This window comes from Microbacterium sp. W4I4 (genome assembly GCF_030816235.1).
Taxonomy (GTDB): Bacteria; Actinomycetota; Actinomycetes; order Actinomycetales; family Microbacteriaceae; genus Microbacterium.
Window position 1 is genome coordinate 1,340,949 of record NZ_JAUSXT010000001.1, and the last position, 20,956, is coordinate 1,361,904.

Genomic DNA, 20,956 nt, shown 5'->3' on the forward strand with positions numbered 1-20,956 from the left:
GCTCAGAGCCCCTGCCAGGCCGGCTTGTTCGCGTAGCTGTAGCGGTAGTAGTCGGCGAGCTTCAGCTTCGACGCCGCGGCCTCGTCGAGCACCACGGTGACGTGCGCATGCAGCTGCACGGCGGATGCGGGGACCATCGCACTGACGGGACCCTCCAGGGCCGCGGCGACAGCATCCGCCTTGCCCTCGCCGAAGGCGAGCAGCACCAGGTGACGGGCGCGCAGGATCGTGCCCAGCCCCTGCGTGATGCAGTGCTGCGGCACGTCGTGGACCGACTCGAAGAAGCGCGCGTTGTCCTGACGTGTGCGCTCGGTCAGGGTCTTGATGCGCGTGGTGGATGCGAAGGACGACCCGGGCTCGTTGAAGCCGATGTGCCCGTCGGTGCCGATGCCGAGGATCTGCAGGTCCACGCCGCCTGCGGCGAGGATGGCCGCGTCGTAGTCGTCGCCCGCGTGCTCGATGGTCTCGATCGAGCCGTCCGGAACGCGGATGCGTGCGGGGTCGAGTCCCAGCGGCTCCACGACCTCGCGCGAGATGACCGAGCGGTAGCTCTCCGGGTGGCCGGGGTCGATGCCGACGTACTCGTCGAGCGCGAAGCCGCGCAGGTGCGAGACGTCGTGCCCCTTGAGTCGCTCGCGCAGCGCCTCGTAGACGGGCAGCGGGGTGGATCCGGTCGCCAGGCCGAGCACGGGCTCGGCGACCGTGTCGATCAGACGCACGATCTCCTCGGCGACCAGCTCTCCCGCAAGGGTCCTGTTCTCCACGATGACGACTTCAGCCATGAACCTTGATCTCCTTGTCGAGGGTGACGGTCTCTGCGAGCGCAGAACCCAGCAAGGCGGCCTGTGCAGCCGCCACCGGCGTAGTCACCGGAAGCATCTCGATTGTCTCATCGAGCCGCGAGCGCGTGCGCATCGGGCTGCGGGTCACGACACACCCAGCTGACTCGACAGGACCATAACGGCGGCGCCGCGCATCACGATGCCGTCCTGATCGCTCAGCCGGATCCGCACGTCCGCGAACACACCATCCAGTGTCCGCTCGTGCAGCGCACTGGTCGCAGCCGCGGCGAACTCCCCGGCCAGCAGTTCCCGCGGTCCGGACAGCACGATCTCGGAGAGGTCGAGCGCGGCGACGATCGGGGCGATCGCAATGCCGAGGCGTGTACCCGCGTCTGACAGCACCGCCTCTCTGAGAGCGGGTTCGGCTTCGATTCCCTCGATGAGACGCGGCACGTTGACCCAGGCCTCCAGGCATCCGCGGCGGCCGCAGACACAGAGCGGGCCGACATCGGTGCCGACCACCACGTGCCCGATCTCCCCCGCCGCGAACCGGGCTCCCACCAGGGGCTGCGCCCCTGCGATCACGCCGGCACCGACTCCGCGGCCGATCCGGATGAGCATGACATCGGACAGCGCCTCGCCGAAGGTGTACTCCGCGAGGACCGCGGCGTTCGCGTCGTTGCGCACGACCACCGGAAGCTCCAGATCGGTGTTCAGCCGGGCTCCGAGCGGCATGTCCGTCCAGGCGAGATTCGGCGCGCTGACGACAGTGCCGTCCGGACCGACGACTCCGGGGGTTCCGACGCCCACGCCCAGAACGGGGCGGGTCGCTGCCGCGATCAGGTCGCGCGCGAGATCTCTCGCCAGGGCATAGGTCTGCTCGGCGTCGTGCTGCTGCGGCACCGGAAGCGAACGGCGCTCGAGGATGCGACCGCCGAGGTCCATCACGGCGCCCTCGAAGCTCGTCGTCCCGGAGAGGTCGATCCCGATGATCTGATGTCCGCCTCGATCGAAGTCGATGACGATCGGGGGCTTGCCGGGGCCGGTGGCCGCGCGGACGCCGATCTCATGGATGATCCCGTCCATGATCGACTCCGCCACGAGGTCCGAGATCGTCACCCGCGTCAGTCCGGTCTCACGCGCGAGGTCGGCGCGGCTCATCGCACCGCGGTGGTAGAGGGTCTGCAGCACCAGTGAGCGGTTGTGCGATCGCGCATGCTCGGGCAGCACCTTGGACTGGGATCGCAGGCGGCGTCCGGCACCGAAGCCGGATGGCGTCGCGGTGGAGTGCCGCGCCTCCTGTGAGGAATCCATATTTGTTAGTAGACCTTACGAACCCGCCTCCGCGCAAGCCGGGTGGGAGCGTGCCCGGTTATCGAAACGTTACGGCGCGCGCGGCCCCACACCCGCACTGACACTCGTTCGTGACCTGCCGTCGCGTACCATGGAACTCTAAGTCATTGTGCTTTTTTGGGGGGTGAGTCCGTGACCGATCTGATCTCAGGACCTGACACGGGTGCGGTTGCTGCCGACGCGCTGCCGCCGAGTGACGGCACGCAGCCCGTCGAATGGGCCCCGGCTGAGCCGGCTTCGAAGAAGCGTCGCCTCGGGCTCTGGATCGGACTGGGCGCGGGTGCCCTCGTGCTCGCCGCCGCAGGCGCGTCGTTGATTCTGGTCGCTCCGGGCACGACTGTCGCGGGCGTGCAGATCGGCGGCATGACCCCCGGCATGGCCGCGGATGCCATCAGCAGCCGCATCGCCGACACGAAGATCGCGCTGGCAGGGGCCGACACCACGGTCACCGGCGCCGACCTCGGCGCGCGCGTGGACGCGACGGCACTGGCAGAGAAGGCCTTCGCCGACCGTCCGATGTGGAATCTCGGCAGCTGGATGGGCGACCCGATCGGCGCCGAGGTCACGCTCGACCCCGACACCGCCGACCGCACGCTGCGCGCTGCTGTTCCGGACAGCTACGTCGAGCCGGTCGATGCCGTCGTGGCGTTCGATGCGGCATCCGGCACCTACGCGGTGACGGCGGGCAAGCCAGGCACGGGGATCTCCGTCGCCGACCTGACCGGCGCGTTCGACGACGCCACCGTCGAGGGGCGCTCGACGTTCTCCTTCCCCGCCGCCGCCACCGAGGTCGCGCCGAGCGTGACCGATGAGAAGGCCGCGGCGACCGCCGAGCAGCTCAACACCATGCTGACCACGATCGGGTTCTACGTCGGCGACGAGCGCACGGTTCCCGTCGATCCTGCGGTCGCGGCCACCTGGCTGAGCATCGACGACGTCGACGGAGAGTTGAAGATCGCCGCCGATACGTCGGCCATCCAGAGCGTCGTCAGCACGCTTCCGGAGAAGGTGGATCGCGCGGTCGTCAACGCGCAGACCATCGTCGATTCCAAGGGCGAGGTCCTGAAGACCATCGTCGCGGGCGCGGACGGCCGAGTCCTCGGCGACACCACCGGCATCGCCTCGGCGTTCGCCACCGACCTCGCCGCAGGCAACGCGTCCTTCCAGCTCCCCGTGTCCTCGACGCCGTTCGAGACCACCTCGCTGTTCCGGCGCCTCGAGGTCGACCTCAGCGAGCAGCGCACCTACGCATACGAGAACGAGAAGCTGGTGGAGTCGTGGGCGATCTCGTCCGGCAAGTCCGGCTTCGACACGGCCAAGGGCCGCTTCCGCATCTACGCTCAGCTGCGCACGCAGAACATGGGTCGTGAGGACACCACCGTCGCGCCGTTCTACTACACGCCGAACGTGCCGTACATCTCGTACTTCAACGGCGACGAGGCATTCCACGGAACGTACTGGCACAGCAACTTCGGGCACCCGATGAGCCACGGCTGCGTGAACATGACGATCAACTCGGCGAAGTTCGTGTGGCAGTGGGCCACCAAGGGCACCGAGGTCTGGGTCCACAGCTGATTGAGGCGAGAGCCGGCGAGCTTGCTCGTCCGGCCGAGCCGATTGAGGCTGTCGAGCGGCGCAGCCGCGAGCACAGCTGACCCCATTCGCGAAGAGCACGCGGGCCGAGCGGACCCGCAGACGCAGGGGGAGGCGGATGCCACGGCATCCGCCTCCCCCTGCGTCCGACTCAGGCCAGCGCGTCGACGATGCCGTTCAGCGTCGCGGACGGCCGCATGGCCTCGGCGACCTTCTCGACATCAGGGCGGTAGTAGCCGCCGATGTCGAGCGGCTGACCCTGCACGGCGTTCAGCTCGGCCACGATCTTCTGCTCGTTCTCCGCGAGCGTCGCGGCGATCGGAGCGAAGGCGGCCGCGAGGTCGGCATCCTTCGTCTGCTTCGCCAGCTCCTGCGCCCAGTGCAGGCCCAGGTAGAAGTGGCTGCCGCGGTTGTCGATCGTGCCCAGGGCGCGACCCGGCGAGCGGTCCTCCTCGAGGAAGGTGCCGGTGGCGGCATCCAGCGTCTCGGCGAGGACGCGCGCCTTCTCGTTGCCTGTGCGATCTGCGAAGTGCTCGAGCGATGCGGCCAGCGCGAAGAACTCGCCCAGCGAGTCCCAGCGCAGGTAGTTCTCCGAGACGAGCTGCTGAACATGCTTCGGCGCGGAGCCGCCCGCACCGGTCTCGAACAGGCCACCGCCGGCCAGCAGCGGCACGATCGAGAGCATCTTCGCCGACGTGCCGACCTCGAGGATCGGGAACAGATCGGTGAGGTAGTCGCGCAGCACGTTGCCGGTGACCGAGATGGTGTCCTCACCCTTGCGCAGGCGCGCCAGCGTGAAGCGCGTGGCGTCCTCGGGGGCGAGGATCATGATCTGCAGGCCCTTGGTGTCGAGCGTGGCGAGGCCCTGGTGCACCTTCGCGATGATCTGCGCGTCGTGCGAGCGGTTCGCGTCCAGCCAGAACACGGCAGGGACGCCGGTCGCGCGTGCGCGGGTCACGGCGAGCTTGACCCAGTCCATCACCGGGATGTGCTTGGTCTGCGTGGCACGCCAGATGTCGCCGGCGCCGACCTCGTGCGAGATGAGCACGGTGCCGTCGCTGTCGAGGATCTGCACGACGCCGGCCGACGCGAGCTCGAACGTCTTGTCGTGGCTGCCGTACTCCTCGGCCGCCTGAGCCATCAGACCGACGTTGGGCACGGTGCCGATCGTGGCGGGATCCAGCGGACCGTTCGCGATGACGTCCTCGATGACCGCCTGGTACACGCCCGCGTAGGAGGAGTCCGGGATGACGGCGATGGTGTCGTCCTCGCCGCCGTCGACGCCCCACAGCTTGCCGCCGTTGCGCACGAGCGCGGGCATGGATGCATCCACGATCACGTCACTGGGCACGTGCAGGTTCGTGGTGCCCTTGTCGGAGTTCACGTACGACAGACGCGGGCCCTCGTCGATCGCCTTCTGGAAGGCGGCGGCGATCGTGTCGCCGTCGGCGACGGTGGTGAGACCCGACAGGATCGACCCGAGTCCATCGTTGGCGCTGAGCCCGGCCTCGGCGAGCTTGTCGCCGTACTGGGCGAACACGTCCTTGAAGAAGGCCTTGACCACGTGGCCGAAGATGATCGGGTCGCTGACCTTCATCATCGTCGCCTTGAGGTGCACCGAGTACAGCACGTCGTCGGCCTTCGCGGCCTCGAGGGTCTCGGCGAGGAACTCGTCCAGTTCTGCCGCCGACAGGAACGTGGCGTCGATGATCTCGCGCGGCAGGACCTTCAGCCCTTCCTTGAGCACCGTGACGGTCCCGTCTGCAGCGATGTGCTGGAAGCTCAGCACATCGTCGTGGGCCGCGACCCAGGAGCGCTCGTTGTGCTTGAAGTCGTCGTGCCCCATGGTGGTCACGCGGGTCTTGGACCCCTCGGCGAACGGCTTGTTGCGGTGCGGGTGCTTCTTGGCGTAGTTCTTCACCGCGAGCGGTGCGCGACGGTCGCTGTTGCCCTCGCGCAGGACCGGGTTGACGGCGGAGCCCTTGATCTTGTCGTAGCGGGCACGCACGTCCTTGTCCTCGAGGGACTGCGGGTCGTCCGGGAAGGCCGGGATGTCGTAGCCCTTCTCCTGCAGCTCGGCGATGGCCGCCTTGAGCTGCGGGATGGACGCCGAGATGTTCGGCAGCTTGATGATGTTGGCCTCAGGCAGAGTGGCGAGCCCGCCGAGCTCGGCCAGCGCGTCGCCGACCTGCTGCTCGGGGGTCAGCTTCTGCGGGAAGGCGGCGAGGATTCGCCCCGCCAGCGAGATGTCGCGCGTCTCCACCTCGATGCCCGCCTGGCCGGTGTAGGCCTTGATGATGGGCAGGAAGGACGCGGTGGCCAGAGCCGGCGCCTCGTCCGTGTAGGTGTAGATGATGGCGTCGTCGGTCACCGGATCTCCGTTCGCGAGGGCAGATTTTATCTCGATACCAAGATACCTGAGTCTGCTTCGCGTTATCCGTGCGGTCTTCCGACAACGAATCATCGATTCCGCCACGGATGCCCGCCGAGGGGCTAGCCTGGGTCTCATGGCGGAACTGCGTTTGGTCGAACTGTCCGCGGCGACGATCGTCGCCGTCAACAATCTGTCGCTCAAGCCTGGGCAGGAGCAGTTCCTGGCTCCGGTTTCCTATGGGATCGCCGCGACCGTGGTGAACCCCCAGACCTCGTGGCAGCGCGTGGTGCTCGACGACGACCAGGTCGTCGGCTTCGTGAGCGCCAGCTTCGACGCCGACACCCCCGAGGAACATTTCCGCAGCGTGCTGTGGCGCATCAACGTCGACGCCGACGACCAGGGTCGTGGCGTGGGACGTTTCGCCGTGAAAGCTCTGATCGACGAAGCCCGCGCCCGGGGCGTCGATCACGTGAACGTGATCTATGAGGCCGGCGAGGGCGGCCCTGAGGCATTCTTCCGCCGAGTGGGTTTCGAACCCGTCGGCGAGACCGAGTACTCCGAGGTCGTCGCACAGATCCGCGTCACGGACTGAACCGGCGGCGGGGCCTCGGATCCCCTCCCCCACCGAGACCCCGTCGTCGCTCCCATGAGAGCGCTCCCGTCGTGCGGGCGCGCTGCGCTTCGTCACGCGCCCGCGCCGGCATCCGTCGCCCTGTCTGAAGGACGTCTGCACGTCTGAAGGACACTGCCGGCCCCAGCATCCTTCAGATCTCCGAAGGTCCTTCAGACCTGCATCCGGATCCTCCCTGCACAGACAGCATTTGCGGCGACTTGTTCACAGTTCCCGGGACCCGAGGCGTGTGCGGCGAACGGGTGCGCGAGCGTGGGGTCATGAACCTGTTCTCCTGGTTGCGGGATCGAGGCGGCATCGGACATCGGGATGACGGCGTCGGATGCCGGTTTCACCGTCTCCCGGGTGCGCGCTGCCATCCGGTCCGGTGCCGTTCTCCGCATCCGCTCGAAATGGATCGCCCTCGCATCCGCACCGACCGAGCTCCTGCACGCCGCGACATCGGGCGGGGCGGTGACGTGCGTGTCGTTGGCCCGCCGACGAGGTTGGTGGGTGCCACCGGATGCCGATGCGAAGACGCATCTCCGCCTACCCGTGAACGGCGCGGTTCGGGTGGACGATGCCCACGGACACTGGTCGAAGTCTCTCGCGCCGCTGCGCCCGAGAATGCTCGAGGCATCGGTCGAAGATGCTCTCGCCGATGCCGCGGGATGCTTTCCGCTGGATCAGGCCGTCGCGATCTGGGAATCCGCGGTGCGCACCGAGGCGATCTCGCTGGAGTCGCTGCGGTCAGTGCAGTGGCGGAGCTCCGCATCACGGCGATGCCTCGCACATATGCGAGCCGGCACGGACTCGTCGCTGGAGACGGTGTTCCACGTGCGTCTGAGCTCCTGGGGCGTGCCGCTGCGATTCCAGGTGCATCTGGCGGGGCATCCGGTCGACTTCCTGATCGGCACCCACCTTGTGGTGCAGATCGACGGCTGGTCGTTCCACTCCTCGTCGGCCGACCGTACCCGCGACATCACCCATGACGCAGAGCTGCGCATGCGCGGGTACACCGTGCTGCGGTTCTCCTACGCGCAGGTGATCTACGACTGGCCGCACGTCGAGCGCACGCTCGCGGAAGCGGTCAGCCGCGGCCTGCACCTCGCACCGCGGAGGCAGCACGCCTGACCCCCTCGGATGAAGGACGTTTCCACTTCTGAAGGACGCCGCAGACGCAGGCGTCCTTCAGAAGCGCGAACGTCCTTCAGAAGCACCCGACGCGTAGCTCAGCGCTCGCGCCGGCGCCGGGAGTTCCAGGCCTGCAACAGGTCGGTCGTGCGTCCCACCGCCTCGGACGACTTCTCCATTAGCGTGCGCGCGACGTCCCAGAGGGCGCTCGGCAGCTGCTCCGGCTGCACGTTCTCGCCGCGGGCGGCGCGCTCGGCGGTGTCGAAGCTGCGCTCGAGGTCCTCGACGGCGAGGCGATAGGAATCGAAGTCGGATGCGGTGACGCGCACGCCCTCGCTCGGCGGCCGCCGATCGCGCGCGTGCTCGACCGCGGCCAGGAACACCGCCGTGTACGGGGCGCGTCCGTCGCTCATGGCCGGGTACGCGATCGCCCGCGCCGGGTCGGTCTCGTACTGCATCCAGCGAACGAGCACGGCCTCATGCCTGGCACGCAGACGGTCCAGGGGCAGGACCGTGGCCGATCCCAGCGCACTGCGCTCCGCGGTCACCCGCGCGCGCCCGGCCTTGACGCGAGCCAAGGCGGCTTTGGAGGCCAGCTGCGCGTCGCGCAGGGCACGGCGAGCGGATGCCACGGCAGTGGAGTCAGCCCGCGAGGCGGCACGATCCGCGGCGATGCGCGCAGCATCGGCCCGCGCCACGCGGACGGCATCCGCCGCGGTTCTGGCCGCCACCTGCGCCTGGCGCAGCTCGAGCCGTGCTGCGTCGTAGCCGAGTCGCTTTCCGTTCATGCTCCGCTGCCTCCGAACCGTGACGAATCCGACGGTACCGGCGGCGAGAGCGCTCGGCGCGATCCACCACAGCTCTGCCGCCGTCGCCCAGATCGGATCCACACGCCCAGCCTAACCGCCCGTCCATATGGCGAGCACCGCCCTGTTTCGATGCGAATCAGGGCGGTTTGCGCCATACAGACGGGCTTGAAGGGGTCAGACCAGGGTCTGCTGCCAGGCGGCGTGCAGCTGGGCGAACTTGCCCGTGCCGTTGATGAGCACCTCGGGGGCGTCATCCTCGATGATTCGGCCGTGCTCCATCACCAGCACCCGGTCGGCGATCGCGACCGTCGACAGGCGGTGCGCGATGATGATGGCCGTCCGGTCTGCGAGCAGCGTCTGCAGCGCCTCCTGGATGAGCCGCTCCGAGGGGATGTCCAGCGAGGCGGTCGCCTCGTCGAGGATCAGCACCGCGGGGTCGGCGAGGAACGCGCGCGCGAACGAGATCAGCTGACGCTGACCCGCCGACACTCGGCCACCGCGCTTGTTCACATCGGTGCTGTAGCCGTCCGGCAGCGAGGAGATGAACTCGTCCGCGCCGACCGCACGCGCCGCTGCACGGATCTCGTCGAGCGTCGCATCGGGCTTGCCGAGGGCGATGTTGTCGGCGACGGTCCCGCTGAACAGGTACGCCTCCTGCGTGACCATCACGATCGCCCGGCGCAGGTCCTTGGGATGCAGCATCCGCAGGTCCACGCCGTCGAGCGTGACCGCACCCTCGGACGGGTCGTAGAAGCGCGAGACGAGCTTGGCCAGCGTCGACTTCCCGGCGCCTGTCGTGCCCACCAGTGCGATCGTCTGCCCGGCGGGGATGTCGAGCGAGAAGTTCGGCAGGATCGTCTTGTCGCCGTTGTACCCGAAGGTGACCTCGTCGAAATTGATCGCACCGCGCGAGGTCCAGAGGTCGACGGGCCTGTCGGGGTCCGGAACCGTGGGCACCTCGTCGAGCACGCCCGACACCTTCTCCAGCGCGGCCGTGGCGGACTGGTAGGAGTTCAGGAACATCGCGATCTCCTGCATGGGCGCGAAGAAGTTGCGCACGTACAGCACCGTCGCCAGCAGCACGCCGACGCCGAGGGCGCCGTCGGCCACCCGGATGCCGCCCCACAGGACGACGCCCGCCAGCGTCAGCGCCGCGACCGACATCAGCCCGGGCTCGAAGGTGCCGAACAGCACCATGGAGCGGCGGTTGATGTCGCGGTAGTCGCCGGCGACCTTGCGGAAGGTGACGTCGTTGCGCGGCTCCTTGCGGAAGGACTTCACGGCGCGGATGCCGGTCATAGTCTCCACGAACTGCACGATCACCTTCGCGCTGATCACTCGCGACTCGCGGTACACGAGCTGTGAACGCTGGTAGAACCAGCGCATCAGCAGCAGCAGCGGCACGCCCGCGAGCAGCAGGATGATGCCCGCCTGCCAGTCGGCGATCACCAGAGCGATGAAGGTGAACAGACCGAACAGCACTCCGGAGACGAGGTTGTTCAGACCGCCGTCGAGCAGCTCGCGGATCGAGTCGAGGTCACTGGTCTGCCGCGAGATGATGCGACCTGAAGTGTACGACTCGTGGAATTCGAGGCTGAGCCGCTGGGTGTGCAGGAAGATGCGCTTGCGCAGATCCAGCAGCACGGCCTGGGTGATCCGCGCGGCGAGCACCACGTAGAGGCCGATCAGCGCAGAGCCGAAGATGCCGGCCAGCAGGTACACGACGGTGACCGTCACCGCGGGCATCCAGTTCGCCGTCTGCAGCAGCTGCGGCAGCGCGTTGTCCAGCGCGATGCCGATGATGATCGGGCCCGCGACCTGCAGCGCGGTGGAGACCACGAGCACGAGGGCGGCGAGCACGATGCGCAGGCGCAGCGGGTGGATCAGCGAGCCGAGCAGGCGCAGCGAGCGCTGCCGGATGGCGCGGCTCTCCTCCTTGGTGTAGTTGGAGCGATCCTCGTCCTGGGTTCCGGTGATGGTCATGCCTGCACCTCTTCCTCAGTGGCGGATGCTTCGTCGCGGGCGGCCGCGTCCATCGCCTCGGTGATGATCGGGATCGCCCCGGTGCGCGCGGCCTCCTCTGCCTCCAGGCTGGAGATCACGTGACGGTAGTGCGCGCTGGTGCGCAGCAGTTCGGAGTGCGTGCCGACCGCGGTGATACGGCCCTTCTGCAGCAGTGCGACGCGGTCGGCCAGTGCGACGGTCGACGGACGGTGCGCCACGATCAGCGCGGTGGTCTCGGCCAGCACGTGGCGCAGCGCCTCTTCGACGAGCGCCTCGGTGTCGACGTCGAGCGCCGACAGCGGGTCGTCCAGCACGAGCACCTGGGGTGCGGCCGCGACGGCGCGGGCGAGCGCGAGACGCTGTCGCTGTCCGCCGGAGAGGCTGAGCCCCTCCTCGCCGATGATCGTCTCGAGACCCTCGGGCAGATCGTCCACGAAGGCGGCCTGCGCCACGTCGAGGGCCTCGCGCAGGATGCGGTCGCCCTCCTCGCTGTGGATGTCGAGATCGGCCCGGCCCAGCAGCACGTTCTCGCGCACGGATGCGGAGAAGAGCGTGGCATCCTCGAATGCCATCGCGATGTGCCGGCGCAGTTCGCTGAGCTCCAGGTCGCGGATGTCGACGCCGTCCAGCATGACCCGTCCACCCGTGACGTCGTAGAGACGCGCGGGGAGAGTGGTCAGCGTGGTCTTGCCGGAGCCGGTGAGTCCGACCAGCGCCATGGTCTCCCCCGGGCGCAGCACCAGGTCGATGCCGTCGAGCAGGTCGCGCTCGTCGGCGCCGGCATCCTGGTAGCGGAAGCGGGCACCCTCGAAGGCGAGCTCGCCTCGGGGCTCGGGGATGCGCACCGGGTTCTCCGGGTCGGTGATGGTGTTCGTCTCTTGGTAGATGTCGAACACGCGGTCGGTCGCCGTGCGGGCGTCGAGCATGAACGAGAACAGGAAGCCGATCGACTCGATCGGCCAGCGCAGCACGGTCGCCATCGCGAAGAACGCGAACAGCTGGGCGACGTCGATCTCCCCGACCGAGATCAGCCAGATGCCTGTGATCAGGCTCAGCCCGAAGGCGATCTGCGGCATCAGGTCGAGCCAGAACCAGATCTGTCCCACGGCGCGGGCCTTGCTCAGCTCCGTCTCGCGCAGGGTCTCGGCCTGGCGGCTGAAGCGCGTCAGCGCGTGCTTGCCCCGACCGAACGCCTTCAGCACGCGGATGCCGTGCACGCTCTCCTCGACGCTGGTGGCCAGGTCGCCCGCCTGGTCCTGACTGCGCCGGGCGAGCGTGCCGTAGCGCTTCTCGAACAGGTAGCCCGAGATCCACAGCGGGATGCCGGTGAGGATGAAGATCACGCCCAGCAGCCAATGCCAGCGGAACAGCAGTACGGCACCGATCACGATCGTGAGGATGTTGACGACCAGCAGGATCAGACCGAACGCGATCCACCGCCGGATCAGGCCGATGTCCTGCATCATGCGGCTGAGCAGCTGGCCGGACTGCCAGCGGTCGTGGAAGGAGACCGGCAGGTTCTGCAGGCGCGAGTACAGCTCCGCGCGCATCTGGAACTCGACCTCGGTGGCCGGTGTCAGCACGAACCAGCGGCGCAGCCACACCATGACCGCCTCGCCGAGCGCGAGCGCGAGCACGCCGAAGGCGCCGGCGAAGACGAACCCGAGCGAGCCCGCGCTCGCCTCGAGGGTGAAGTTCTTGACGATCTGCTCGAGCACGATCGGGATCATCAGGGCGATGACGGCGGCGGCGAGCGCGCTGGCCGCACCGCCGATGAGACGACCGAAGATCGGACGTATGAACGGCTTCAATCGCCAGAGCGCGGCGAACGTGGAAAGGGATGACGAGGAGGAAGTGACAGACATGGCTCTCGGTTACGTAGCGATCGGTGACGAAGTAGGGGCGGATGCGAAGACATCCGATGTACGAGGGGGCAGGGCTGCGGCGAACGCGGCCCCGCGATCAGCTGCGCAAGCGGAGTGCGCGCGAACCGAGGGCGACGAACGTCGTGACAGTCATCGTGGCCATGGTGTCCTCCTCAGGCTCGGCGTCGTCGGCCAGTCGGCTCGACAGCCTTCGAGCCTATTCCTGTACGCCCACTGAATGCAAGAGGGAATCCCCTTTCCCATCGCCATCGAGCCCGCTCTGAAACACCGAGCCCCTCCTACCGAGAGCAGGAGGGGGCCGGATGCGAGGCTGTGGTCCGCGGATGGAACGTCAGATCAGGCTGGTCCCGCAGATGATCACGCCGCCGCCGCTATCGTCACTCTCCACCACGATCCCTTGGAGAGTGGCGACCAGGGCATCCGCGTGTGCGGCGAGCTCGGCCACTGGGCGTGTACCCAGGACACCGACAGTCAGGCATCCTGCTGCACGAGCGGATGCGAGACCCCGCGACGCTGTCCTCGAAGGCGACCGCAGGCTGCGCAGCGCCGGCATGTCGGCGGCCAGCAAGGAACGGCTCCGGGTCAGGCTTGCCGTGGGCGACATCGTCGCCGGTGACCAGGTGCACTGGCATCGGCAGTCCACTGGCCCGCAGGCGTGCTAGCGCCACCGGCCTTGTCGCCGAGGTGACGATCGACCACCGAGAGGCAGGTAGTGCCTCCAGCAGCTCGGCTGCTCCAGGGACGGAGGGCAGCGGCGCCTCGGGCTGCTCCTCGATCCGGCACAAGCGCGCCAGCGCCGCGGCGAAGCTCTCGGGTGAGACAAGGCTCCCGACCAGGTCAGCGGCGGTTCGGCCGTGCAGGAGCTGAGGATCCGGCAGGACGAGCCCCAGCTCCTCGCTCCATCGGGCCCAGGCCCGCTCGATCGCATCGACCGAGTCGAGCAGCGTGCCGTCCATGTCGAAGAGGACCTCGGACGCACGCCATCGGAACGCCCCGGGAACGGCGGATGGCGGCATGCGCACGGTGCGACCCGTGCGCATGCCTCCGAGGTGCGGTCTCATTCCGCCGCCGTGAGCGACGGGATCACCATCGTCTTGATGGCCACCGGATCAGTCTTGGCCTTCATCAGGGCCTCCTCGACTCCGTCCAGTCCGTACCGGCCGGTCACGAGATCGTGTGCGATGACCTGTCCGGTCGCGATCAGCGAGATGGCGACCGGCCAGGTGTTGACGTAGCGGAACGTTCCGGTGAGGGTGATCTCGCGGTGCTGGATGAGGGCGATCGGCACCTCGAGCATGTTCCCGCCCATGCCGACCAGTACGGCGGTGCCGCCACGCCGTATGGCTTCGAACGCCGGAATGATGGCACGAGCGTTGCCGGAGGCGTCGAGGTAGACATCGAAGCGCTGCGCGTACTCCGAGAGGTCCTCGACCGTGGGATCCAGCGCGCGGTCCACGCCGTGCGCGAGCGCGAACTCACGCCGATGCGCGATGGGGTCGCTGATGACGATCTCCGTCGCGCCGAACACTCGCGCGAGCTGTGCACAAAGGATCCCGATGGGCCCTGCGCCGGTTATCAGCACGCGATCGCCGGCAGCGATGCCTGCACGGCGCGCAGCATGCAGCGCCACCGAGACAGGCTCCACCAACGCTGCCTGCTCGTCAGTCATGTCCGCGGGCACCTCGTGGGCGAAATCGTCGTCGACGAGCACGTACTCCGAGAACGAGCCGTCCACGGGCCAGGCGCCGTAGAAGCGGATCTGCTTGCAGAGGTGGTACCGGCCGGTCTTGCAGAACTCGCAGCGGCGGCACGGCGTCTGCGGCTCGACGGCAACACGCGTGCCGATGCGTGCAGAGTCAACCCCTTCGCCGACCACCGCGATCACCCCTGCGGTCTCATGCCCCAGGGCAAGTGGTCCCTGAACGATGATGTCGCCTATCGCCCCCGTCTCGTAGAAGTGGGTGTCGGAGCCGCAGACCCCGACCGCGGTGACGCGAATGAGTACCTGCCCAGGGCCCGGCTCGGGCACGGGCACTCTCTCCAGGGAGATCTCGTGCGGTGCGGTCAGGATGCTGGCGAGCATCGTCTCGGTGTTCGACATGGGTCTTCGTGCCTTTCTCGGAGTGGTTCTCGGCCTCAGCCCTTGACCGTGCCTGCGGTCAACCCGCCTACGATCCATCGCAGGGAGAAGACAGCGAACAGGATCCCGGGGATGATCGAGACGACGGTCGCTGCGGCCATGGGGCCCCAGTCGATCGACTGGTAGGAGATGTACTGCTGAATACCGGTGGTGATCACCTGCGTGTTCTTCCCGGCGAGGACGAGGGGAAGCGTGTAGCTGTTCCACGCCCAGATGAACGAGAGCATGAGGCTGGCACCGAGGCCCGGCGCGATGAGGCGGAACAGCACGTGACGGAACGCGGTCCAGCGGTTGCCGCCGTCGACGGCAACAGCTTCCTCGAGTTCGACCGGCAGGTCCTCGATGAATGAGCGCAACATCCACACCAGCATCGGCAATGTCACCAGCTGGTACGCGAGGATGAGTCCGAGGTACGAGTCGTAGAGGCCGGTCTTCTGAAACAGCAAGTACAGCGGAAGGATGATCAGCAGCTCTGGCGCAAAGCGCATCGACAAGATGCCGAGCGCGATGCTCTCCCGGCCCTTGAACTGGAACCGGGCGAGGGCGTAGGCCGCAGGCAGGCCGATCAGCAGCGTGAGCACGAGCGATCCGGCGGTGACGATGAGAGAGTTCACGAACGGAGTCATGAACTCGCTGCCGCTGAGCACGGTGATGTAGTTGTCGATCGTCGGCAGAAAGAAGAACTTCGGCGGGTAGACGACGATGTCCTCTGGACGCTTGAGGGACATCATAAGAATCCAGACGATCGGCGCCAGGGCGAAGAGGCTCCACGCACTCAGCAGGACGATCACGATCGTGTGAGCAATCCGCTTACGGCGCTTGCGGCGTCCGGCCACCGGACCGGGCCGCCCCGAGACGAGCGTGCGCGTATCGAGTTCGTTGAGAGCGGTCATGCCGTCGCCTCCTTGCGTCGGGACTTCAGCAGCAGGTTGGCGAGGATGTTGCAGAGCACCCAGAGCACGATGAGCCCCGCCATCGCCATGCCGAAGTTGAGATTGCGGATGCCGTCGAGGTAGGCGAGGACATGCAGGTTCGTGGTCGCATCCACCGGACCACCTTTCGTGGTGGTGTAGATGATGTCGAACATCTTCAGCGAATCGATACCGCGGAAGGCGACGATGACCACCAGCACCGGGGTGAGCATCGGCAGCGTGATCGAGAAGAAGTTGCGGATCGGTCCGGCGCCGTCCATGGCAGATGCCTCGATCAGCTCCTGCGGCACGCTCTTCAGCCCTGCCTGCGCGAGGAGCACGACGAAGGGTGTGAAGATCCACACGTCGATGAGGATCACGGACCATAATGCGCTGTCCGGTCCGTTCAGCCAGAGCTGCTTCTCACCACCGAGGGCCGTGATCAGCCAGTTCACCACGCCGTTCTCGGTGAGCATGACCTTCCACATCAGCGCAGCGATCACCGGTGGCAGTAGCAGCGGGAGCACGATCAGCAGGCGGAACACGCTACCGTATCGACCGTAGTTGAGCAGCATCGCGAGCCCGATGCCGAGCACGCACTCGATGACGACGACCACCACGGCGTAGAAGAGGGTGATCCACAGGGCGTGCAACCCCTCGCCTGTGGCGAACAGGGTGAGGTAGTTCTTTCCCCAGTTGAACTCGGGTGCGCCGCGATTGAGCCGGTACGAGGTGAATGACCACCATGCGCCGGTGAGGAACGGGTAGAGGATCGCCACGAGAACCGCCAATGCAGGCAGCGCGAGCAGATAGGGCAGACGCTTCTTGTGCTTCATCAGGCACTCCTTCCGGCTGCGCCGGGGTCGGTGGTGTCACCGACCCCGGCTGCGGGTCATTCGATCGCCGAATTGATCTTGTCGGCGGCGTCGTCGAGCGCGGTCTTCACATCGCTCTGCCCGAGGATGGCGGACTGGATCGATGTCGCCCAGATGTCTCCGACCTCGGTCCAGGTCGCCGAGGGCGAATACGGCCAGCTCGCGTAGTCCGCGAGGATCTCCTTCCAGACCTTGTTGTAGTCACCCCAGTCCTTCGTGGCCTCGGCCATCTCGGGGCTGTCAGCAACCGACACGCGAGTCGGGTTCATGTTGCCGTTTCCGATCGCCGTCGTCAGCAGCTCCTTCGAGGTCGCCCACTGGATGAACTGCCAGGTCGCGCCCTTCTGCTTCGAAGCCGCGTTCATGCCCAGCGACCACACCCACATGCTCGAGGCGCGACCCTCCGGTCCCTCCGGCGGCAGGGCGTATCCGACCTTGCCGGCGATCGCGCTGCTGTCCTTCTCGAAGTCGGGTGCCATGTGATCGGCGTCGATGTAGAAGGCGGAGGTGCCTGCGAGGAAGTCCTGCTGAGCTTCGTACCAGGTGTAGGTGCTCGCCGCCTTCGGAGCAGTCTGCATGAGCTCGACCCACTTCTCGACAGCCTTGATCCCCTCCGGCGAGTTGACCGTGGCCTTCCCGTCGGTGATGTCCTTCACCCCGTATGCGCCCGCGAAGGTCGAGAACGGGTTAAGAGTCGGGTAGGTCTTGTCACCACGGCTGACGAAGCCGCGGATCTCCTTACCGTCGAACTGCGTGCCGTCGAGCTTCTTCGCTGCGGCGATGAGTTCATCGATGGTATGCGGCACCGCGATCCCGTTGGCCTCGAGAATGTCCTTGCGATAGAAGAGCGCGTAGCCCTCTTCGTTGGCCGGAATTGCCCACAGCCCGCCCTCGCCTGCGCCGCCGAAGTCGGTGGTGTCCCAGCGCTCTGCGTCGATCAGAGCGGGGAAGAAGTCCTTGAAGTCCCAGTCCGGTGCGGTCTGCTTGGTATCGTCGACCCACGGCTGCAGGTCCTCGATCCATCCTGCGGCCGCGTACTGATAGTTCATCGGCTGCGAGGTCATGAATGCGTCGTACGTGCCCGAGCCGGACTGCAGCTCAGTGAGGATCTTGACCATGTAGTCGGATTCGGTGAGCGTCTCGATATTGACTTTGATGCCAGTCTTTGTCTCGAAGTCGTCGACGTTCTCCTTGATGGCACCCGAGAGCGGGTGCTCGCTCATGAGGACATTGATCTCAGTGCCGCTGAAGTTCTTCCAGTCGAAGCTCTTCACGTCGCTGGAGGCGTCGGGTCCCGCGCTGGGCGAGCAGCCGGCGAGGACGACGGCTGCGATGACGGCTCCGGCTGCGGTCAGACTTCGCCGCCAACGGGCAGGGGTGAGCGGATTCATGTGTACTCCCTTGGACTGTGTGCGATGACCGAACTCATCGCACCCACATCGAAGTTACGTCCGCGCTCGATCGAGCGTGTTACCCTGCTCAGGTGAGCGCAGGTCTATCGTTGGATGAACAAGTGCGGTATGCGTATGCCGCGGTGGAGCACCTTCAACACGGGCGTTCCACGGTCGATCTCGGGGAGGAGTTCGGCGTCTCCCGATTCGCTGTGGGCAGGATGATCCAGCGCGCGAAGGATGATGGTCTGGTCGAGGTGCGCACCCGCCTGCCCGGTTCCATCGATGGGCCGCTGTCCGGCCGGATCGCCGCCGTCTTCGGCCTGTCGGCGGCGTTCGTCGTACGCCCGCAGAGCGAGCAGGAGGAGCGCATCCGGCTGACTCTGGCCGAGGTCGGCGCACAGGTGCTGCAGGAGCGCATCAAGGAGGACGACGTGATCGGGCTGGGCCCCGGCCGCACCCTCCTGGAGATGAGCCGATACGTCACCGACGCGCCGAACTGTGACATCGTGCAGCTCACCGGATCGGCGACCACGGCTTCCGCCGACAGCCTTCGCGCGATCAGTGCGATCACCCACGTCGCGCGCGGGAGGATGTTCCCTCTGCACGCGCCGTTCTTCATCACCGACGCCGCGGCGGCACGCGCCATCTCGGCACAGCCTCTCATCCGGCAGACGCTGCAGCGGATGGATCGGCTGGATCTGGCCGTGCTGTCGGTCGGGGGCTGGCCCGATGCATCACTGCTGGCTGGCATGCTGCGCGATTCCGGGGACCTCGACGACATCATGGCGATGGGAGGGGTCGCCGAGTTCGGCTCCACCGTGCTCGACGCGGATGGTCGCGAAGTGGACGTGCTCGCGGAGCGCCTGATCGGCATCTCGACAGAGCAGTTGCGACGGGTCCCGGTGAAGATCGCCATCGGCGGCGGCCCTGGCAAGTCGGTGGCATTGCTGGCGACTCTGAGATCAGGGCTCGTGGACGTGCTCGTCACCGACGCGCAGAGCGCGCGTCATGTCCTTGAAGCGTCCTGAGCCGCATCCGACGGCAAGTCCCGCAGCAGTTACGCCACGAGCACGACCGCAGCCTCCCGGTCGAGCAGGCTGCGCTTGACCGGCAGGCCCCAGGCGAAGCCGCCGAGCGACCCGTCGGCACGCAGCACGCGGTGGCAGGGGACGAACAGTGCAGGAGCGTTGCGGGCGCAGATGGATGCCGCGGCGCGAACGGCCTGCGGGCTGCCCAGTTCGATCGCGAACTCGCTGTAGGTGAGCGGACTGCCCGGGGTGATGCGGCGCAGCGCTTCCCAGCCGGCGCGCTGCAGTTCGGTGCCGCGCTGGCGCACCGCGACGGCGTCGATCGCCGCGAGGTCGCCGGCGTAGTACGCACGGGCGGCGTCTGCGGCATCCGTGCTCCCCTCGATGATCTCGTCGGGCCGCAGCGACGGGTGCACGCGCTCGATGATCGCCGCATGGTCGTCGCTCCAGCCTGATGCCAGCACGCGCTGGGCATCGTCGGCGAGGATCGTGAGAGCGCCGTCGGGGGTCGCGATGGTCTGGATGAGAGCGGTCATGAGATCTCCTTCGTGGGGCGTGTCGCGCGCGGAACCCGCACGGGTGCGGCGCGCCAGAGGTGGGCGGTCAGGTAGCTGCGCCAGGGCGCGATGCGCTCGGCCCAGGCAGTGAGCTCGCGCGGGTCGCCGGGGAGTCCGGATGCCGTGGCCCCGGCGCGCACGGCGACATCGCCGGGGAGGAACACGTCGGGGTCGCCGATCACCCGCATCCGCACATAGTCGGCCGTCCACGGGCCGATCCCCGGCATCGCCAGCAGTCGCGCGCGCTGCTCCGCCGCGTCGTCGCCGACGGTGAGGACGAGCGACCCGTCGGCGAGCGCGGCCGCAGCACCCGTGATCGCACGGATGCGGGCGGCCGGTCCGCGCAGCACGTCTGCGCCGTTCTCGGCGATCGCCGCCATCGTGGGGAACAGCAGCCCGCCGTCGGCGGTGCGCTCCCCCAGCTGCTCGGCGAGCGCAGTCAGCGCGGTGCGGGCGGCGGCGACCGTGATCTGCTGGCCGACCATCGCGCGGATGAGCATCTCGTGCGGGTCGGCGGCGCCGGGAACGCGGATGCCGGGGGTCGCCGCCACGAGCGGGGCGAGCTCCGGGTGGGTGGAGAGCGCCTCGTCGATCCCGGCGGGGTCCGCATCGAGGTCGAAGAGGCGTCGTGCGGTGGCGACCAGCGGTGCGAGGTCGCCGAGGCGCGTCACCCGGGCGCGCAGACGCAGCCTGCCGTCGGCGTCCTGACGGATCTCGAAGTGCGCCGGCCCGCCGGCCATGCGCAGGTGCCGGGCGAAGGAGGTCGCTGTCACCGTCTCCATCCCGGGCAGGGCGCGCGCTGCCATCCAGGCGAACACGCCCGCGGTATCCAGGGGCGCCCGATGCGGCAGCAGCAGGTCGATGACCCCCTGTGCATCGGCATCCGCCATGCCACTCCCCTGGGCCCCTGAGCCTGTCGAAGGGCGCCGAGTGGCCCGCAGCTGTCCCGGAGTCATCTCGAAGACCTCGCGGATCGTGTCGTTGCACTGACGGATGCTGGCGAAGCCGGCCGAGAAGGCGACCTCCGAGATGGGCATGTCGGTCCCGACCAGCAGCATCCGCGCGGTGTGGGCGCGGTGCGCGCGGGCCAGGGCCAGCGGTCCGGCGCCGAGCTCAGCGGTGAGCAGCCGGGTGAGGTGCCGTGACGAGTAGCCGAGCCGGGCGGCGAGGCCCGCCACACCCTCCTGCTCCACGACACCGGAGGCGATCAGCCGCATGGCGCGTGCGGCGGCATCCCCGCGCAGGTTCCATGCAGGCGATCCCGGGGTGGCCTCGGGCAGGCACCGCTTGCAGGCGCGGTACCCCGCCTCGTGCGCCGCGGCGCTGGTCGGATAGAAGGTGACGTTCGCGGTCTTCGGGGTGCGTGCCGGGCAGCTCGGACGGCAGTAGATGCCCGTCGAGCGCACGGCCGTCACGAACTGCCCGTCGAAGCGGGTGTCGCGCACGCTGATCGCGCGATACCGTTCGGCGAATGTCATAGCCGAAGTGGTCATCGTCGGGGAGGTC

Annotated in this window: 18 protein-coding genes; 4 read left to right on the forward strand and 14 right to left on the reverse strand. The window is 67.8% G+C overall.

Annotation, left to right across the window (positions count from 1 at the left end):
- Nucleotides 1-2: 2 nt before the first annotated feature.
- The 3 genes from QF046_RS06455 to QF046_RS06465 are packed head-to-tail and all read right to left on the reverse strand — an operon-like array spanning nt 3 to nt 2,096.
- The gene (locus QF046_RS06455; protein ID WP_307367405.1) at nt 3-782 is read right to left on the reverse strand and encodes a glucosamine-6-phosphate deaminase; all 780 of its coding nucleotides are present in this window, start codon (nt 780-782) and stop codon (nt 3-5) included.
- On the reverse strand, nt 775-930 hold the full coding sequence (locus QF046_RS06460; RefSeq protein ID WP_307367406.1) for a hypothetical protein: 156 nt from the start codon (nt 928-930) through the stop codon (nt 775-777). The genes QF046_RS06455 and QF046_RS06460 overlap by 8 nt, the downstream gene beginning before the upstream one ends.
- On the reverse strand, nt 927-2,096 hold the full coding sequence (locus QF046_RS06465) for an ROK family transcriptional regulator (RefSeq protein ID WP_307367408.1): 1,170 nt from the start codon (nt 2,094-2,096) through the stop codon (nt 927-929). The genes QF046_RS06460 and QF046_RS06465 overlap by 4 nt, the downstream gene beginning before the upstream one ends.
- Nucleotides 2,097-2,267: 171 nt before the next feature.
- Here QF046_RS06465 and QF046_RS06470 point away from each other — a divergent pair, with 171 nt between their 5' ends.
- Nucleotides 2,268-3,710, forward strand: a complete 1,443-nt coding sequence (locus QF046_RS06470; RefSeq protein ID WP_307367410.1) for a L,D-transpeptidase family protein — start codon at nt 2,268-2,270, stop codon at nt 3,708-3,710.
- 169 nt (nt 3,711-3,879) lie between these two features.
- Here the strand turns inward: QF046_RS06470 and QF046_RS06475 are convergent, their stop codons facing one another.
- Nucleotides 3,880-6,099, reverse strand: coding sequence for an NADP-dependent isocitrate dehydrogenase (locus QF046_RS06475; RefSeq protein ID WP_307367411.1), 2,220 nt, complete (start codon nt 6,097-6,099; stop codon nt 3,880-3,882).
- A gap of 136 nt (nt 6,100-6,235) precedes the next feature.
- Between QF046_RS06475 and QF046_RS06480 the strand changes: the two genes are divergently transcribed.
- Both QF046_RS06480 and QF046_RS06485 read left to right on the forward strand, forming a co-directional pair.
- Complete coding sequence (locus tag QF046_RS06480) at nt 6,236-6,694, forward strand: GNAT family N-acetyltransferase (RefSeq protein ID WP_307367413.1); 459 nt, start codon at nt 6,236-6,238, stop codon at nt 6,692-6,694.
- Between the two features lie 348 nt (nt 6,695-7,042).
- A complete protein-coding gene (locus QF046_RS06485) occupies nt 7,043-7,846 on the forward strand; it encodes an endonuclease domain-containing protein (protein ID WP_307367415.1) in 804 nt (267 codons plus the stop codon).
- Between the two features lie 98 nt (nt 7,847-7,944).
- Here QF046_RS06485 and QF046_RS06490 read toward each other — a convergent pair whose 3' ends face one another.
- From QF046_RS06490 to QF046_RS06520, 8 genes are all read right to left on the reverse strand, one after another.
- The gene (locus QF046_RS06490) at nt 7,945-8,736 is read right to left on the reverse strand and encodes a hypothetical protein (RefSeq protein ID WP_307367417.1); all 792 of its coding nucleotides are present in this window, start codon (nt 8,734-8,736) and stop codon (nt 7,945-7,947) included.
- A gap of 93 nt (nt 8,737-8,829) precedes the next feature.
- A complete protein-coding gene (locus QF046_RS06495; protein ID WP_307367419.1) occupies nt 8,830-10,638 on the reverse strand; it encodes an ABC transporter ATP-binding protein in 1,809 nt (602 codons plus the stop codon).
- Nucleotides 10,635-12,524, reverse strand: coding sequence for an ABC transporter ATP-binding protein (locus QF046_RS06500; protein ID WP_307367421.1), 1,890 nt, complete (start codon nt 12,522-12,524; stop codon nt 10,635-10,637). Before QF046_RS06500 ends, QF046_RS06495 begins: the two co-directional genes overlap by 4 nt.
- Before the next feature lie 398 nt (nt 12,525-12,922).
- Entirely contained in the window at nt 12,923-13,606 is a 684-nt protein-coding gene (locus tag QF046_RS18265; RefSeq protein ID WP_373425671.1) for an HAD-IA family hydrolase, read from the reverse strand.
- Nucleotides 13,603-14,646 carry an NAD(P)-dependent alcohol dehydrogenase gene (locus tag QF046_RS06505; RefSeq protein WP_307367423.1) on the reverse strand — a complete coding sequence of 348 codons (1,044 nt, stop codon included), beginning with the start codon at nt 14,644-14,646 and terminating at the stop codon, nt 13,603-13,605. The genes QF046_RS18265 and QF046_RS06505 overlap by 4 nt, the downstream gene beginning before the upstream one ends.
- Before the next feature lie 35 nt (nt 14,647-14,681).
- Nucleotides 14,682-15,578: a carbohydrate ABC transporter permease gene (locus tag QF046_RS06510; protein ID WP_307367424.1), complete on the reverse strand. Its 897-nt coding sequence runs from the start codon at nt 15,576-15,578 to the stop codon at nt 14,682-14,684.
- Complete coding sequence (locus tag QF046_RS06515; RefSeq protein ID WP_307367426.1) at nt 15,575-16,432, reverse strand: carbohydrate ABC transporter permease; 858 nt, start codon at nt 16,430-16,432, stop codon at nt 15,575-15,577. Before QF046_RS06515 ends, QF046_RS06510 begins: the two co-directional genes overlap by 4 nt.
- 56 nt (nt 16,433-16,488) lie before the next feature.
- Nucleotides 16,489-17,862, reverse strand: coding sequence for a sugar ABC transporter substrate-binding protein (locus QF046_RS06520; protein ID WP_307367427.1), 1,374 nt, complete (start codon nt 17,860-17,862; stop codon nt 16,489-16,491).
- A gap of 122 nt (nt 17,863-17,984) precedes the next feature.
- On the opposite strand from QF046_RS06520, the gene QF046_RS06525 reads away from it, so the two are divergent.
- Nucleotides 17,985-18,893, forward strand: a complete 909-nt coding sequence (locus tag QF046_RS06525) for a sugar-binding transcriptional regulator (protein WP_307367429.1) — start codon at nt 17,985-17,987, stop codon at nt 18,891-18,893.
- Nucleotides 18,894-18,922: 29 nt separating this feature from the next.
- Here the strand turns inward: QF046_RS06525 and QF046_RS06530 are convergent, their stop codons facing one another.
- Entirely contained in the window at nt 18,923-19,429 is a 507-nt protein-coding gene (locus QF046_RS06530; RefSeq protein WP_307367431.1) for a methylated-DNA--[protein]-cysteine S-methyltransferase, read from the reverse strand.
- Nucleotides 19,426-20,943, reverse strand: coding sequence for a DNA-3-methyladenine glycosylase 2 family protein (locus tag QF046_RS06535; RefSeq protein ID WP_307372750.1), 1,518 nt, complete (start codon nt 20,941-20,943; stop codon nt 19,426-19,428). Before QF046_RS06535 ends, QF046_RS06530 begins: the two co-directional genes overlap by 4 nt.
- Nucleotides 20,944-20,956 lie beyond the last annotated feature (13 nt).

Excerpts from the sequence above, each read along its gene's own strand:
- QF046_RS06455 (WP_307367405.1), bottom strand. The coding sequence starts at position 782 with ATGGCTGAAGTCGTCATCGTGGAGAACAGGACCCTTGCGGGAGAGCTG.
- QF046_RS06465 (WP_307367408.1), bottom strand. The coding sequence starts at position 2,096 with ATGGATTCCTCACAGGAGGCGCGGCACTCCACCGCGACGCCATCCGGC.
- QF046_RS06480 (WP_307367413.1), top strand. The coding sequence starts at position 6,236 with ATGGCGGAACTGCGTTTGGTCGAACTGTCCGCGGCGACGATCGTCGCC.
- QF046_RS06485 (WP_307367415.1), top strand. The coding sequence starts at position 7,043 with ATGACGGCGTCGGATGCCGGTTTCACCGTCTCCCGGGTGCGCGCTGCC.
- QF046_RS06495 (WP_307367419.1), bottom strand. The coding sequence starts at position 10,638 with ATGACCATCACCGGAACCCAGGACGAGGATCGCTCCAACTACACCAAG.
- QF046_RS06500 (WP_307367421.1), bottom strand. The coding sequence starts at position 12,524 with ATGTCTGTCACTTCCTCCTCGTCATCCCTTTCCACGTTCGCCGCGCTC.
- QF046_RS18265 (WP_373425671.1), bottom strand. The coding sequence starts at position 13,606 with ATGAGACCGCACCTCGGAGGCATGCGCACGGGTCGCACCGTGCGCATG.
- QF046_RS06505 (WP_307367423.1), bottom strand. The coding sequence starts at position 14,646 with ATGTCGAACACCGAGACGATGCTCGCCAGCATCCTGACCGCACCGCAC.
- QF046_RS06510 (WP_307367424.1), bottom strand. The coding sequence starts at position 15,578 with ATGACCGCTCTCAACGAACTCGATACGCGCACGCTCGTCTCGGGGCGG.
- QF046_RS06515 (WP_307367426.1), bottom strand. The coding sequence starts at position 16,432 with ATGAAGCACAAGAAGCGTCTGCCCTATCTGCTCGCGCTGCCTGCATTG.
- QF046_RS06520 (WP_307367427.1), bottom strand. The coding sequence starts at position 17,862 with ATGAATCCGCTCACCCCTGCCCGTTGGCGGCGAAGTCTGACCGCAGCC.
- QF046_RS06530 (WP_307367431.1), bottom strand. The coding sequence starts at position 19,429 with ATGACCGCTCTCATCCAGACCATCGCGACCCCCGACGGCGCTCTCACG.
- QF046_RS06535 (WP_307372750.1), bottom strand. The coding sequence starts at position 20,943 with ATGACCACTTCGGCTATGACATTCGCCGAACGGTATCGCGCGATCAGC.